Source organism: Streptomyces sp. B21-083 (assembly GCF_036898825.1).
Lineage (GTDB): Bacteria > Actinomycetota > Actinomycetes > Streptomycetales > Streptomycetaceae > Streptomyces.
On record NZ_JARUND010000002.1, the window covers coordinates 1,395,633 to 1,409,273 of the forward strand.

Below are 13,641 nucleotides of genomic sequence, written 5' to 3' on the forward strand. Positions count from 1 at the left end.
GCGGTTACCGTCGCTCCATGAGACGAGCTGTGGTGATCGGGGCGACCGGGCAGATCGGGCGGGTGGCCGTGGGGGCGCTCGCCCGGGACGGGTGGGAGGTGACCGCCGTATCGCGGGGCGGTGGGCGGGACACGGAGTGGCCGGACGAGGTGCGGGTCACGGCCGCCGACCGGGCCGATGACGCGGCGCTCGCTGCTGTCGTGGGCGAGGGATGTGACGTGCTCGTGGACCTGGTGGCCTACGGGCCCGAGCACGCACGGCAGTTGACCGGTCTCGCGGGCCGGGTCGGGTCGGCCGTGGTGATCTCCAGCGTGTCCGTGTACGAGGATGCCAAGGGCCGGAACTTCGACACGCAGGCGGAGCCCGACGGCTTCCCCGAGTACCCCGTGCCCATCCCCGAGGAGCAACGCACGGTCCGGCCGGGCGAGAGCACGTACAGCACCCGTAAGGCCGGCCTCGAACGTGAATTGCTCGCCGTCGGCGACCAGTTGCCGGCCACGTTGCTGCGGGCGGGCGCGATCCACGGGCCGTACTGCCGTAGCCCGCGCGAGCTGTACTTCGTCAAGCGCAACCTGGACGGGCGGCGCCGGCGCGTCCTTCCCTACGGGGGTGCGAGCCGTTTCCATCCGGCGAGCGTCCACAACATCGCCGAGCTGATCCGGCTGGCCGCCGCGCGTCCGGGTTCCCGGGCCCTGAACGCCGTGGATCCCGAGGCGCCGACGGTGGCGGAGATCGCCGGAGCGATCGACGCCGTCATGGGGGTCGAGGCGGCGGCCGGGGTGGAGAACGTTCTGGTGGACGGTCCGCCCCCGGCGCCCACTGTGGGCGACACCCCGTGGTCGGTTCCGGTCCCCGTGGTGTGCGACATGTCCGCCGCGGAACGGGACTTGGGGTACCGGCCCGTGGTCACGTACGCGGAGAGCCTGCCGGAGACCGTCGCCTGGATCGAGGGCCGGCTGGCCGGGCGGGACTGGCGGGAGGCGTATCCCAAGATGTACGAGACGTACGGCGACCTCTTCGACTACGCGGCGGAGGACGCCTGGCTCGCGTGACGGGACCCGCGACCGGTGAGGGGCGGCCGGAGAAGTCTCCGGCCGCCCCTCACCTCGTACGACGGCTGACCGCTACGGCCGTGGTTACGGCTTCGGGGTGGCGTGCGGGGCGCAGGTCACGTCCGCCGCGTCGACCTTGCCGGTGAGCAGGTAGGTGTCCACCCGCTCGTTGATGCACGGGTTGACGAGCCCGGTCACGCCGTGCGAGCCCGCGTCCTTCTCGGTGATCAGACGGGAGCCCTTGAAGCGCTTGTGCAGTTCGACGCCACCGTCGTACGGGGTGGCCGCGTCACGCGTTGACTGCACGATCAGTACGGGCGGCAGGCCCTTGCCGGACTTCACGTTCACCGGGGTCTGCTGCTTGACCGGCCAGGTCGCGCACGGCAGGTTCAGCCAGGCGTTGGCCCAGGTCATGAACGGGTAGTTCTTGTGCAGCCGGGTGTTGTCGCGGTCCCACTTCTTCCAGCTGGTGGGCCACTTGACGTCGGTGCACTCGACGGCCGTGTAGACGGCGTTGCCGTTCTCGGAGGCCGCGTTGCCCGCGGTGTCCGTGAGGTCGGGGGCCGCCGCGTCGACGAGCGCCTGGGTGTCACCCGCGACGTACTTGCTGAACACGGTGGCGACCGGAATCCACGACGAGTCGTAGTACGGGGCGCTCTGGAAGAAGGAGATCAGCTCGGCCGGTCCGACCAGCCCGCCGATCGGGCTCCTCTTCGCGGTGTCCCGCAACTCCAGCCACTTCGCCTGCACTTGGGCTCGCGTGGTACCGAGGTGGAAGACCGCGTCGTTCTTGGCGACCCAGTCCTGCCAGTCCTTCCAGCGCGTCTCGAAGGCGACGTCCTGGTCGAGGTTGGCCTCGTACCAGATCTTCTCGCGCGACGGGTTGACGACACTGTCGGCGATCATGCGCCGGACGTGCCCCGGGTACATCGTGCCGTAGACGGCCGCGATGTACGTCCCGTACGACACACCGAGGAAGTTGAGCTTCTTCTCCCCCAGCGCGGCACGGATGACGTCCAGGTCGCGGACGGTGTTCGGCGTGGTCATGTACGGGAGCATCTCGCCGCTGCGCTCGTAGCAGCCCTCCGCGTACTCACGGGCCAGCGCGCGCTGGGCGCGCTTGTCCGCCTCCGTGCCGGGCACCGGGTCCAGCTTGGGCGCCTTCACGAACTCCTGCGGGTCGACGCAGGATATGGGCGCCGAGTGGCCGACTCCACGCGGGTCGAAGCCCACGAAGTCGTACGCCTTCGACACGTTGGTCCACAGCGGGTTCTTCGTCGTGACCCGGCGCGGGAAGCGCAGCCCGGAGGCGCCCGGTCCACCCGGGTTGTAGATGAGCGAACCCTGCCGCTCGCCCTTCGTCCCCGTGTTGCCGATGCGGTCGACGGCGAGCTTGATCTGCTTGCCGTACGGCTTCGCGTAGTCGAGCGGCACCGTGACCCAGCCGCACTGGATCGGCTTCTCCAGGCCCCAGTCGCCCGGGCAGTCCTGCCAGTCGATTCCGGCCTTCGCGGCTCGCGCGGCGGTGATGGCCGCGCCGCGCGTCTCACGGTCCTGACCGTGGCGGGCGTCCGCGGTGGCCGAGGGCGCCGCGACGGCGCCGGCTATCAGGGTCGTCGTGACGAGTGCTCCGGCGGAACCGAGCGCGGCGGCTCGTCTCGTCAGTCTGGTGCCTCGCAAGTGGGACCTCCCCGTACGTAGTTGTGCTTGGTCGTCGTCGGGGATCCTCGCCGCTGTGAGGGACCTGTGAACAGGGGGTTGGCAGCCTTCTTTGCCAATCCGATAAACGGTGACCCGAGTTCCGCTGAGCGGATATCCGGTGTGGTGTGCGGATTTGCCGTGTTCGAAGGGCGGGCGGGGCGGCCGGGTGGGTCAGCCGTCACCGGCGGGCGCCAGGGCCGCCAGCGCCTCGTCCAGCACCCGGCGCAGCCGCAGCGCGTCCGACGCGACCGCGGTCACCAGTACGGCGGGGCCGGCGAGCGGAACGAGCGCGGCGTTCTCCCCCAGCAACCGGGCCTCGCCCGGCGTGTCCGTGAACTCCGGCCGTACGACGACCAGTTGACCGAGTGCTCGATGTCCTGCCAGCACGGCGGGCCCGTCCCAGCCGCCCGGCGCGCCGGGACCGCAGGCCAGCTCCTGATCGAGGACGACCCGTTCCCCGACCCGCACCGTGAGACGGCTGGAGAGCCGCCCGGGCTCCTCGCCGAAGCGCCCGAGCACCTGCTCCTCGCGGAACACGAGGCGGGCGCCCGGTGCCAGGTCGACGCGTGTGCCGACGTACAGCTCGCTGCCCTGAGCGCAGATCAACTGCTCGGGCAGCCAACGGAGTTCACCGCCGTCGGCGACTTCGATCCGTACGTCGTAACGGGCCTCCCCCTTCGCCTGGCCCGGCAGTGCGATGGTGGCCGCGGCGGACCCCAGCTGCAGTCGGGCACCCTCCTCCACGCGCGCCTCGACGGTGAAGTGGTCGCCGCCGAGGGGGCCGCTCATGGCGCCGACCAGCATGACGCGGGCCTCGTCGCCGTGCGCGCGGATGCGACGCAGCGCCAGCGGGCCGTCGCCGTCGAGCACCGGCAGGGCGGTGCCGCCCCGGCCGTCCGGCCGGGCGACGATCCGCGCGGTGGCCCGTACGCCGGTGGTCATGCCGTCCATGCCGCGAACTGGGCCCGCACCCAGGCGGCGACGTCCTCGATGCCGGCCTCACCGCGCAGCGACTGGAAGACGACGGGCCTCTCCCCGCGTGCCGCTTTCGCGTCGGTGGCCATCCGGCCGAGGTCGGAACCGACGTACGGCGCGAGGTCGGTCTTGTTGACGACGAGCAGGTCGGCGGTGGTGACGCCGGGACCGCCCTTGCGCGGGATGTCGTCGCCGCCCGCGACGTCGATGACGAAGATCTGCACGTCGACGAGACCCTTGGAGAAGGTGGCGGTGAGGTTGTCGCCCCCGGACTCCACGAGGACGATGTCGAGCGGCCCGACCTCGTCCTCCAGGTCCTCGACGGCTTCGAGGTTGGCGGAGATGTCGTCTCGGATCGCGGTGTGCGGGCAGGCGCCGGTTTCGACCGCGGTGATCCGCTCGGGCGGCAGCACGGCCTCGCGCAGCAGGAACTCGGCGTCCTCGCGGGTGTAGATGTCGTTAGTGACGACCGCGAGGGACAGTTCCGCGCGCAGGGCACGGCAGAGGGCGGCGACGGTGGCGGTCTTACCGGACCCGACGGGACCGCCGAGTCCGATACGCAGCGCTCGACGAGTGCCGTCGGGGCGATGCGCGTCGGCGCTCACGGCTGCGCCGGCTTGGGGGTGGGAGTGGTCGAGGTGCATGGGATACGGCTCCGGTTCTGGTCTCGGTCTGCTGCTGTTGTGTGCCTTGGCTTCTTTCGCCCCCGCCGCCCCTACCCGTCCCATCCTCGGGGGCGCTGCCCCCGAACCCCCGCTCCTCAAACGCCGGAGAGGCTGAAATACCAGCCCGTCCGGCGTTTGAGGACGAGGCCCCTTCAGGGCCGAAGCGGGGGTCTGGGGGCGGCAGCCCCCAGGGATGGGACGGGTAGGGGCGGCGGGGGCGAAGAAACTCCCCTATGACGCGAACAATCGCACCGCCCACCCCGCATGCCCCTCCGCCCCCACCTCCAGCATCGGCGCGGCAGCCGCAGGCAACGCGTCCACTTCCCCCACGGCCGCCGCCTCCACCGCCCGGTCCGCGACGCGATCCAGCTCCGGCGCCAACCGGGCCAGCACCCCCGTCGCATCGAACGGATCAAGGCTCAGCAACCGGACCGTCGCCGTCGCAGGCCCGCTGACGCTCTCGTACAGGGAGCAGTACGCCGCGTCCTCAGGCCCCAGCCCCGCCGCCCGCGCCGCCAGTCCCAGCACCACCGGCTGATGCGCCCCCTTGGGGAACTCCCGTGCCAGCGCGTCGAGTTCGGCCGAGGGCCAGGTCGCCCGCGCCGCCCGCATCAGCTGCCGCCCCAGTTTGCGCGCGGCGACACGCAACGCCGGTGACGGCGTCCGCGCGTCCGCCGCACCGTCGAGGAGCACCGGATCGACCCCCATCGCCGCAGCCGCGGCCAGCGCCGCCGACACCAGCCCCGCCGTGTGCAGCCGCCCCCGGCAGAACTCCTCCAGGCTCGCGGCGCCGGTGATCCGCCCGGCCTTGACTGCGGCCTCGGCCCCGCCGGAGTGTGCGTGCCCCCCGGCGGGGAAGCGACCGTCGGCCAGGACGAGCAGCGCGGCCCTGCTCATCGCGCCCCGCCCATGAGCAGCGCGTCCATGACGCCGATGACACCCATGGCACCCATCAGAAGAGGAAGTACCGCTGGGCCATGGGCAGTTCGGCGGCCGGAGTGGCCTCGACCAGTTCCCCGTCGATGTGCACGGCGAAGCTGTCGGGGTTGATCCGTACGTCCGGCCGCGCGTCGTTCTCCCGCATGTCGGCCTTGGTCACCGCGCGGGTCGACTCGATGGCGACGAACCGCTTACCGAGCTGAAGCCGCTCGGGCAGCCCGTCCTCGATCGCCAACTGGGCGACGAAGTTGAACGAGTTGGACGCCGGAGCCCGTCCGATCGCCCCGAACATCGGCCGGGGCAGGATCGGCTGCGGAGTCGGGATGGAGGCGTTGGCGTCGCCCATCTGCGCGTAGGCGATCTGGCCGCCCTTGATGACGAGATGCGGCTTGACCCCGAAGAAGGCGGGTTCCCAGAGGACCAGGTCGGCCAGCTTGCCCGTCTCCACGGAGCCGATCTCCCGCGCGAGGCCCTGTGCGAGGGCCGGGTTGATCGTGTACTTGGCGACATAGCGACGTACTCGATGGTTGTCGGCGTTGCCGTCGCCCGGCAGAGCGCCCCGCCGTCGCTTCATCACATGGGCGGTCTGCCAGGTCCGCATGATGACCTCACCGACCCGGCCCATGGCCTGCGCGTCGGACGAGATGATCGAGATGGCGCCCAGATCGTGCAGGATGTCCTCCGCCCCGATCGTTGAAGGCCGGATACGGGACTCGGCGAACGCCAGGTCCTCCGGCACCGTCGGGTTCAGGTGGTGGCAGACCATCAGCATGTCGAGGTGTTCGTCGGCGGTGTTGACGGTGTACGGCCGGGTCGGATTGGTCGAGCTCGGCAGGACGTGCGGCTCGGAGACCACGGACATGATGTCCGGCGCGTGCCCGCCGCCCGCACCCTCGGTGTGGTAGGCGTGGATGCCCCGGCCCGCGATCGCCGCGAGCGTGTCGGCGACGAACCCGGCCTCGTTGAGGGTGTCCGTGTGGATGGCGACCTGGATGCCCGTCCGGTCGGCGACGGTCAGGGCCGCGTCGATGGCGGCCGGCGTCGAGCCCCAGTCCTCGTGGATCTTCAGGCCGAGGGCCCCGCCGCGGATCTGGGAGAGCATCGCGTCGTGGGAGACGGTGTTGCCCTTGCCGAGCAGGCCGAAGTTGAGCGGGTACTGCTCCATCGCCTCCAGCATCCGGGCGAGGTGCCAGGGGCCCGGGGTCACCGTCGTCGCCTTCGAACCCTCGGCCGGGCCTGTACCGCCGCCGACGAGGGTCGTGATGCCGGACGCGAGTGCCTCGTCGGCGATCTGCGGGCAGATCAGATGGACGTGCGCGTCGATGGCGCCCGCCGTCACGATCCGGCCGTTGCCGGCGATGATCTCGGTCTCCGGACCGATGACCAGGTCGGGATGGATCCCGTCCATCGTGTCGGGGTTGCCGGCCTTGCCGATGCCGGTGATGCGGCCGTCCCGGATGCCGATGTCGGCCTTGACGATGCCCCAGTGGTCGATGATCACCGCGCCCGTGATGACCGTGTCGGGGGTGCCGTCTGCGCGCGTAGCGCGAGCCTGGCCCATGGATTCTCGGATGACCTTGCCGCCGCCGAACACCGCCTCGTCACCGGCGAGACCGGGACCACCGCTGCGGTCCTCCTCGATCTCGATCAGCAGGTCGGTGTCGGCGAGCCGGATACGGTCGCCGGTGGTGGGGCCGAACAGGTCCGCGTACGCGGCACGCGAGATCTCAGGCATCGAGGGCACCTCCGGTCTCCCCGCGCAGCCCGGGCACGATGCGCGCACCGGCGAGCGGAACGAGTTCTACGTCGACGGGGATCCCGGGTTCGAAGCGCACGGCGGTACCGGCGGCGACGTTGAGCCGCTTGCCGCGCGCTGCCGCACGGTCGAACTCCAGGCCGGGGTTGGCCTCGGCGAAGTGGTAGTGGGAGCCGACCTGGACGGGCCGGTCGGCGGCGTTCAGCACGGTCATCGTCGTGACCTCGCGGCCTTCGTTGTACAGCACGGGTCCGTCGGCGAAAAGGATCTCTCCGGGAATCACGGCAGCAACTCCCCTCAGACGATCGGGTCGTGGACGGTGACGAGCTTGGTGCCGTCCGGGAAGGTCGCCTCGACCTGGACGTCGTGGATCATCTCGGGGATGCCCTCCATCACGTCTTCTCTGGTCAGCAGCGTGCGCCCGGAGGACATCAGTTCGGCGACCGTACGTCCGTCACGGGCGCCCTCAAGAATGTGCGAGGTGATCAGCGCGACCGACTCGGGATGGTTCAGCCTGAGCCCGCGGGCCCGGCGCTTCTCGGCCACGTCCGCCGCCACATGGATCAGCAGCCTCTCCTGCTCGTGCGGGGTCAGTTGCACGGCTTGCCACCTCACATCCTCGCTCCGGACCGTGCGGGGTCCGGTTGTCCGGTGCCACCAAAACCGCAGGTGACGAGATGGGCACGCTAGTTGCCCGGAGTTTCAAGGACGTTAACCGGCCTGTGATCCACCCGGGTCACGTCGAGCGGGCCCGCCCAAGCTCATCAGACCGCGCAGACCGTCCTGGAACACTTCCACCGACGCGCCGCCGAAGAGGGCCATCTGTGCGACGAAGCCCTGGGCCGCGGCGATCATGGTCCGGGCAACGCTCTCGGCCGGTACGTCGGCGTCGCACAAGGGCGCCTTCGGGCTCCACTCCTACACCGACGAGGCCGCCGCCCGGGACGCCGTCGAGAACCGGACCGTATACGGCGCGGTGGTCGTCACCGCCCAGGGTCCGAAGCTGCTCACCGCGTCGGCGGCGAGCCCCCTCGTCGCCCAGTTCCTCCAGCAGGCGGTGACCGCACAGGCCGCGCGATCCGGCGACCCCGGCGCAAAGGTCACCACCGTCGACGTCGTCCCCGCCGCCGTGAACGACCCGCGCGGGGCCGCCTTCGGCGCGAGTGTGCTCCCGTTGGCGCTGGCCGGTGTGGCCGCCGGGGCCGTGGTCGCCCTGCTCGGTCTGCGCGGGGTGCGGGCGGTGGGCGCGCTGCTCGCCGCCGCCGCGCTGGTCGGTGTCGCCGCCGCCGCGCTCGTGCACAGCTGGCTCGGTGTGCTCACCGGCGACTGGTGGACCGAGGCCGCGGTGCTGGGGCTGACGACGCTCGCCGTGAGCGGCGCGGTCGCCGGCCTCGCCGCGCTGCTGGGAACGGCGGGAATCGGCCTCGGCGGCCTGACCGTGATCCTGCTCGGCAACTCGTTCTCCGGCGCGACCAGTGCCCCGCAACTGCTGCCCGAGCCGGTCGGCACGATCGGTCAGTGGCTGCCGCCGGGTGCCGGCGCCTCTCTCCTCCGCTCGGTGTCCTTCTTCGACGGAGCCGCGTCCTTCGGTCCCGTCCTGACCTTGACGTGGTGGGCGGCGCTGGGGCTGGGTGCCGTTCTGCTGGGCAGCGCGCTCAAGCGCCGTACGGAGGACCGCGACAGCGAGCCCGACACAGCAGCCGCCGGGCGGGCGCCCACCCCCGGAAACTGACCACCCACGCCGGAACCGACCCTTGCGTCGGACGGGGAGGAAGTTGTGCGGCGGGTCACCCGGCCGGCAGCCGGAGGGCAACCTCGCCCGTCAGGCGCAGCGCAGCGCCGACCCCATGGCGAAGGAGAACAGCCGCCGCAGGACAGCAACGCACGCTTCTCGTCAGGGCGGGGGCCCCACAGCCGCACAACCGACCGGGCGCCCCGCAGCCGCGGAGAAGGCGCCCAGCCCACCTCCCGCCGCACCCCACCACCCGCACGCCCGCCCACCAAGCCCGCACAACCGACAAAGCGCCCCGCTGCGGCGGAGGGAGCGCCCGGTCCTTCTCGTGCCGCGCCACACCTCCGCTCGCCCGCCAGAGCCGCACAACCGACAAGGTGTCCCGCTGCGTCAGAGGCGGCGCCCGGCCGTTCTCATGCCGCGCCCCGCCACACCTCCGCCCGCCCGTCCGTTTCAGCGCGCCCCGGGCCGCCGGTGTTCCGCCGCGATGCCGAACCGCTGCCGTTCGACAGGGGCGGCAGCGACCTCCCTGACGCCGGAGACCGCGCTGGAGACCGCGCCGACGACCTGTTCCTCCGCGGCGTCCAGTTCGTCGAGGCGTTCCAGGTCGGCCGCGGAGACCAGGGCGACGAGGGGCTTGCCGTGCCGCGTCACGACGACGCGTTCACCGCCGTACACCACCTTGTTGATCAGGTCGGCGAGTTCAGCCCTGGCTTGCGTCACCGGAATCTCGTAGGCCATGTGTTCCAGCTTAGACCCGCCCTCGGACAGCCCCGCCGAGCGGCGAAGCCCGTGGAGCGGGCTGTTCCACCGGGTTTTCCGCTGTCAGCGAGCACCTTCCGGAGCCTCGCGCCAGGCTCTGTACATCCTGTACATTTTTTACGGAACCCATCGAGGAGGCGCGCGCCATGAACGACATCGACGACCCGTCAGCCCGTTACGTCCTGCCCGAGTTCACCGAACGCACCAGTTCCGGAAGCCGGACGCTGGATCCGTACTCGAAGCTCCTGGAGGAGCGGATCGTCTTTCTCGGGACGCCGGTCGACGACACCTCGGCGAACGACGTGATGGCCCAGTTCATGCATCTCGAGTACCTGGCACCCGACCGGGACATCTCCCTCTACATCAACTCCCCCGGCGGCTCGTTCAGCGCGATGACGGCGATCTACGACACGATGCGGTTCGTCACCTGCGAGGTGGAGACGGTCTGTCTGGGGCAGGCGGCCTCCGCGGCGGCCGTGCTGCTGGCCGCGGGTACGCCGGGCAAGCGCAGCGCGCTGCCGGGGGCCCGGGTGCTGATCCACCAGCCCTCGCTGTCCGGGCCGGTCCATGGGCAGGTGAGCGATCTCGCCATTCAGGCCCAGGAGTTGGGCCGGGTCCGTAGCCTGCTGGAAGAACTGCTCGTACGGCACACCGGCCAGAGCCCGGAGCGGGTCGCCGCGGACATCGAGCGGGACAAGATCCTGGACGCCCAGGCCGCTCTCGAATACGGGCTGGTGGACCGGATCGTGCGCAGCCGCAAGTCGTCGCACCCCACCCCCGGTACGAGGTGAGCCGCCGATGCTTCCGCCCGACCTGCCTCCGCTGCCCGCGCTGACGCGCGCGGAGGGCGAGTTGATCGACCGTTACCTCGAAGTGGCCGATCTGCTCGGCCGTATCAATCCCGCCTATCACGGAGACACCTACCGCGGGCTGCGGGCCGCGCAGGCGCTCGTCGCCAAGGCGGTGGCGTTGCGGGACGCGCTGGAGTTGATGCACCAGCGGGGCGAGGCAGAGGTGCACGCCCATACGCTGGCGCGCGCGCTGCGCGTCCTGGACGGGGAGCGCCGCACGGCGCGTGTCACCGTTCCGCGCGAGCCCGCCAGTTGACGCGCCTCACCCACGGAACCGCATCGGGCGGGCTCACTCGTCGGGCGACGGACTGTCCGGAACGGATGGGGAAGTGACTGGATGACATCCCCCGTTCGGAGTAGTCGCGGATCCGTCGTCCGACCCCCTCGACTTGCGCGACACGCCCAGTTCTTAACCGAATCGAGACCGCTCAACCCCTGGTCCGAGGGTGCGCGACCCCCTCGAAAGTCCTTCGGGGGTACGGGTGTCCACCCGAATGGGCCAGCGGTGAGTAACACCACAAAGCCCCGGTTCCATTGGGATTTTCCTACTTCCATGAGCCAAGATCCCTTCCTGACGACAAGCCCCCGCCACAAGCGGCGGGGCGATCCGGGCGGACGCCGAGTCCTGCCGCCGCCTGGATGACCGGTCGACAGATGTGCATCGGCAGGAGTGGAGGACCCAGGCACGACGGGTCGCCGGAACGGTCACGCCATGACCGGGCCGAGCAGCCCTTGGGGTGAAGCCGCGTCAGCGGCCGGGCAACTTTGTCAGCCCGAATCCGACAGGTCATCCTTCACAGGCGGCTGACGAAGGGTTGCGCATGTCTGCGCTCAATCGTGTCCCGTCGCTGATGACCCGGGCCGGTACGGCCTCGGCTCTGACTCTTGTCGCCGTGGGCGGCAGCCTGGTGATCCCCGGTGTCGCACCCGACGCCGCGGCGGTCGCTCCGTCGACGAAGGCGCTTCAGATCGCGGCTTCCAAGAAGGGCTCCGCGTACAAGTACGGCGCCGCGGGACCGAAGAGGTTCGACTGCTCCGGTCTGACGCAGTATTCGTTCAAGAAGGCGGGCAAGTCCCTGCCACGTACGGCGGCGGCCCAGTACAACAAGACCAAGCACATCTCCGCCAAGAGCCGTAGGGGTGGGGACCTGGTCTTCTTCCACTCGGGCTCGAGCGTCTACCACGTGGGCATCTACGCCGGGAAGGGAAAGATCTGGCACTCCCCGAAGACCGGGGATGTCGTGAGGCTCCAGAAGATCTGGACGAAGAGCGTCTGGTACGGCCGGGTCAACTGACCTGCCCGGGGCGGGCCGGCGGCCTGGAGCCGCCGTCCCGCCCCGGGACCCGTGCCACCTGCCTGTGACCGTCCGGACGGCGCGGCGGAGCGCGGAGCCGAACCGCTACGGCTCCTGCTGGCCCGCCGCCGTGACCGGGGGTCTGGCCGGGACCGTCCACGGCAGTTCGATCGACACCGTCTTACCGCCCTCCCGAGTGGGGCGGACACGCAGTTTGCCGCCCGACTCGGCGGTCAGCCAGCGAATGATCACCATCCCGCGCCCGTTGTCCTGCTGCACGGCGGCGGGCAGCCGTTTGGGGAAGCGCGGGTGGCTGTCGGTCACCCCGATACGCAGGTGTTCGTCACGATCGAGTGCGATGTCCACCGTGAAGGTGGGTGACAACCCGAAGGTGTGCTGTACGGCATTCGTGGCGAGTTCCGAGATGATCAGGCGAATGCTGTCGGCGGCTTCGGAGTCACCCGGCAGGCCCCATTCCGCCAGCACGTTGGCGACATACGCGCGGGCGGCGGAGACCGAGGCGGGATCGCTCGGCAGAATGACGGATGCTTCCAGGTGGTCTGCCATGGCGACGTCGTCCCTTTCCCACAGGACCGGGGCCCGACAAGGAGCGGCTGGTTCGAGTACGGTCCCGGACTGGTGCTTCGCGCCAGACTGCCATTCCGGCGCCGGTCACGGGGTGCGATCCACCAAGATATGCATATATCTGTCGCTCGAAGCGGTGAACTCTGCGACCCCAGAACGTATTCGGGCGGCTCATCAGGAGTAAGGGGTGGCCCATGCAGTACGGTCCCGCGGTGCGCCGCCGAAAGCTGGGTGCCGAACTGCGCGCGCTGCGTGCCAGGGCCGGGCTCACGAGCGGTCAGGCGGCCCGTCTGGTGGGCTGGCACCAGTCGAAGGTGAGCCGGATCGAGACAGGCGCGAGCGGGGTGAAATCGGCGGACGTCCGGTTACTTCTGGACGCGTACGCCGTCCCCGAGGGCGAGTCGCGCGAGCTGCTGCTCGTGCTGGCGGGGACCGAGGACGGCGACCGGAACCACTGGTGGCATGCCTACCGTGGCGTACTGCCGCCCGCCTACCGGGATTTCATCAGCCTGGAGTCGCAGGCCGGCACCATGCGCACGCTGGAGACCTCGGTGGTGCCGGGGCTGCTGCAGACCCGGGAGTACGCCCGTGCGGTGACCAGGGCCGCAGTGGACGGCCTGGAGGAGAAGCGGCTCGACGCCCTGGTCGAGGTGCGGCTGGCCCGGCAGGACGTGCTGCGTTCGGACCGGCCGCTGACGCTGAGCGCGGTCCTCGACGAGGCGGTGCTGCGCCGCGAAGTGGGCGGCCCCGAGGTGATGACGCGTCAGCTTGAGCGGCTCATGGAAGCGACCCGGCTGCCTCAAGTGCGGCTGCAGATCCTGCCGTTCACCGCGGGGGCGTATATCGGCATCACCGGCCCTTTCGTTATCTTTTCCTTTCCGAGCACTTCTGACTTGGATGTGGTTGTTCTCGACCAGATGATGAGTAGCCTCTACCTCGAACGGAAAGAAGACCTCCGGGCCTACAGCGAGGCCTTCAACACCCTTCAGATCCACGCCCTTTCGCCCGAGGATTCGTTGGATTTCATCGCCGGTCTGCATCACGGCGTGTGAGGAGGCACCATGACCGCACTGCCTCGGAACGTACCGTCCGTCGTCGAACCGCCCGGTGTGCGATGGCTGCGCAGCAGCTACAGCACCGGTGCGAACAACTGTGTGGAGACGGCCCGTCCGGACACCGACGTCCCGGCCGGACCGCTCGCCGTACGCGACTCCAAGAACGCCACCGGGCCCGTCCTGCTCTTCTCCCCCGAGAGCTGGCAGGGATTCCTCACCGCGTTCCGCTGATCGCTCTACGACACACGGCCGCGGTCCGCCGACTCATGGTCG

Annotated in this window: 16 protein-coding genes and 1 riboswitch; of the genes, 7 read left to right on the top strand and 9 right to left on the bottom strand. The window is 70.4% G+C overall.

Annotated features, from left to right (window positions below; all coding sequences use genetic code 11):
* The first annotated feature begins 29 nt into the window (after positions 1 to 29).
* A complete protein-coding gene (locus QA861_RS30255) occupies positions 30 to 1,052 on the top strand; it encodes an NAD-dependent epimerase/dehydratase family protein (RefSeq protein ID WP_334594887.1) in 1,023 nt (340 codons plus the stop codon).
* Between the two features lie 84 nt (positions 1,053 to 1,136).
* Here QA861_RS30255 and QA861_RS30260 read toward each other — a convergent pair whose 3' ends face one another.
* The 7 genes from QA861_RS30260 to QA861_RS30290 form a co-directional block, all read right to left on the bottom strand.
* Positions 1,137 to 2,732, bottom strand: a complete 1,596-nt coding sequence (locus QA861_RS30260) for an alpha/beta hydrolase (RefSeq protein ID WP_334591854.1) — start codon at positions 2,730 to 2,732, stop codon at positions 1,137 to 1,139.
* A gap of 192 nt (positions 2,733 to 2,924) precedes the next feature.
* A complete protein-coding gene (locus QA861_RS30265; protein WP_334591855.1) occupies positions 2,925 to 3,704 on the bottom strand; it encodes an urease accessory protein UreD in 780 nt (259 codons plus the stop codon).
* Positions 3,692 to 4,372, bottom strand: a complete 681-nt coding sequence (gene ureG, locus QA861_RS30270) for an urease accessory protein UreG (protein ID WP_334591856.1) — start codon at positions 4,370 to 4,372, stop codon at positions 3,692 to 3,694. The genes QA861_RS30265 and ureG overlap by 13 nt, the downstream gene beginning before the upstream one ends.
* Before the next feature lie 252 nt (positions 4,373 to 4,624).
* Positions 4,625 to 5,290, bottom strand: a complete 666-nt coding sequence (locus tag QA861_RS30275) for an urease accessory protein UreF (protein ID WP_334591857.1) — start codon at positions 5,288 to 5,290, stop codon at positions 4,625 to 4,627.
* Between the two features lie 55 nt (positions 5,291 to 5,345).
* A complete protein-coding gene (locus QA861_RS30280) occupies positions 5,346 to 7,067 on the bottom strand; it encodes an urease subunit alpha (RefSeq protein WP_334591858.1) in 1,722 nt (573 codons plus the stop codon).
* Positions 7,060 to 7,371, bottom strand: coding sequence for an urease subunit beta (locus tag QA861_RS30285; protein WP_334591859.1), 312 nt, complete (start codon positions 7,369 to 7,371; stop codon positions 7,060 to 7,062). Before QA861_RS30285 ends, QA861_RS30280 begins: the two co-directional genes overlap by 8 nt.
* A gap of 14 nt (positions 7,372 to 7,385) precedes the next feature.
* Positions 7,386 to 7,688 carry an urease subunit gamma gene (locus QA861_RS30290; protein ID WP_334591860.1) on the bottom strand — a complete coding sequence of 101 codons (303 nt, stop codon included), beginning with the start codon at positions 7,686 to 7,688 and terminating at the stop codon, positions 7,386 to 7,388.
* Positions 7,689 to 7,851: 163 nt separating this feature from the next.
* On the opposite strand from QA861_RS30290, the gene QA861_RS30300 reads away from it, so the two are divergent.
* Positions 7,852 to 8,820: an ABC transporter permease gene (locus tag QA861_RS30300; protein ID WP_443041672.1), complete on the top strand. Its 969-nt coding sequence runs from the start codon at positions 7,852 to 7,854 to the stop codon at positions 8,818 to 8,820.
* Positions 8,821 to 9,273: 453 nt separating this feature from the next.
* Here the strand turns inward: QA861_RS30300 and QA861_RS30305 are convergent, their stop codons facing one another.
* A complete protein-coding gene (locus QA861_RS30305; RefSeq protein ID WP_334591862.1) occupies positions 9,274 to 9,561 on the bottom strand; it encodes a type II toxin-antitoxin system Phd/YefM family antitoxin in 288 nt (95 codons plus the stop codon).
* A gap of 167 nt (positions 9,562 to 9,728) precedes the next feature.
* Here QA861_RS30305 and QA861_RS30310 point away from each other — a divergent pair, with 167 nt between their 5' ends.
* From QA861_RS30310 to QA861_RS30320, 3 genes are all read left to right on the top strand, one after another.
* The gene (locus tag QA861_RS30310) at positions 9,729 to 10,373 is read left to right on the top strand and encodes an ATP-dependent Clp protease proteolytic subunit (RefSeq protein ID WP_443041605.1); all 645 of its coding nucleotides are present in this window, start codon (positions 9,729 to 9,731) and stop codon (positions 10,371 to 10,373) included.
* A gap of 7 nt (positions 10,374 to 10,380) precedes the next feature.
* On the top strand, positions 10,381 to 10,689 hold the full coding sequence (locus QA861_RS30315; protein ID WP_334591863.1) for a hypothetical protein: 309 nt from the start codon (positions 10,381 to 10,383) through the stop codon (positions 10,687 to 10,689).
* A gap of 382 nt (positions 10,690 to 11,071) precedes the next feature.
* Positions 11,072 to 11,251: riboswitch (cyclic di-AMP (ydaO/yuaA leader) on the top strand.
* A gap of 3 nt (positions 11,252 to 11,254) precedes the next feature.
* Positions 11,255 to 11,728: a C40 family peptidase gene (locus QA861_RS30320; protein WP_334591864.1), complete on the top strand. Its 474-nt coding sequence runs from the start codon at positions 11,255 to 11,257 to the stop codon at positions 11,726 to 11,728.
* A gap of 105 nt (positions 11,729 to 11,833) precedes the next feature.
* Here QA861_RS30320 and QA861_RS30325 read toward each other — a convergent pair whose 3' ends face one another.
* Positions 11,834 to 12,295 carry an ATP-binding protein gene (locus tag QA861_RS30325; protein ID WP_334591865.1) on the bottom strand — a complete coding sequence of 154 codons (462 nt, stop codon included), beginning with the start codon at positions 12,293 to 12,295 and terminating at the stop codon, positions 11,834 to 11,836.
* Between the two features lie 212 nt (positions 12,296 to 12,507).
* On the opposite strand from QA861_RS30325, the gene QA861_RS30330 reads away from it, so the two are divergent.
* Positions 12,508 to 13,365 carry a helix-turn-helix domain-containing protein gene (locus QA861_RS30330; protein ID WP_334591866.1) on the top strand — a complete coding sequence of 286 codons (858 nt, stop codon included), beginning with the start codon at positions 12,508 to 12,510 and terminating at the stop codon, positions 13,363 to 13,365.
* Positions 13,366 to 13,374: 9 nt separating this feature from the next.
* Positions 13,375 to 13,599: a DUF397 domain-containing protein gene (locus tag QA861_RS30335; RefSeq protein ID WP_006380654.1), complete on the top strand. Its 225-nt coding sequence runs from the start codon at positions 13,375 to 13,377 to the stop codon at positions 13,597 to 13,599.
* Positions 13,600 to 13,641: the final 42 nt, after the last annotated feature.

Coding starts and splice junctions, on each gene's coding strand:
- QA861_RS30330 (WP_334591866.1), top strand. CDS start 12,508: ATGCAGTACGGTCCCGCGGTGCGCCGCCGAAAGCTGGGTGCCGAACTG.
- QA861_RS30310 (WP_443041605.1), top strand. CDS start 9,729: ATGAACGACATCGACGACCCGTCAGCCCGTTACGTCCTGCCCGAGTTC.
- QA861_RS30305 (WP_334591862.1), bottom strand. CDS start 9,561: ATGGCCTACGAGATTCCGGTGACGCAAGCCAGGGCTGAACTCGCCGAC.
- QA861_RS30315 (WP_334591863.1), top strand. CDS start 10,381: ATGCTTCCGCCCGACCTGCCTCCGCTGCCCGCGCTGACGCGCGCGGAG.
- QA861_RS30335 (WP_006380654.1), top strand. CDS start 13,375: ATGACCGCACTGCCTCGGAACGTACCGTCCGTCGTCGAACCGCCCGGT.
- QA861_RS30320 (WP_334591864.1), top strand. CDS start 11,255: ATGTCTGCGCTCAATCGTGTCCCGTCGCTGATGACCCGGGCCGGTACG.
- ureG (WP_334591856.1), bottom strand. CDS start 4,372: ATGCACCTCGACCACTCCCACCCCCAAGCCGGCGCAGCCGTGAGCGCC.
- QA861_RS30275 (WP_334591857.1), bottom strand. CDS start 5,290: ATGAGCAGGGCCGCGCTGCTCGTCCTGGCCGACGGTCGCTTCCCCGCC.
- QA861_RS30265 (WP_334591855.1), bottom strand. CDS start 3,704: ATGGACGGCATGACCACCGGCGTACGGGCCACCGCGCGGATCGTCGCC.
- QA861_RS30325 (WP_334591865.1), bottom strand. CDS start 12,295: ATGGCAGACCACCTGGAAGCATCCGTCATTCTGCCGAGCGATCCCGCC.
- QA861_RS30280 (WP_334591858.1), bottom strand. CDS start 7,067: ATGCCTGAGATCTCGCGTGCCGCGTACGCGGACCTGTTCGGCCCCACC.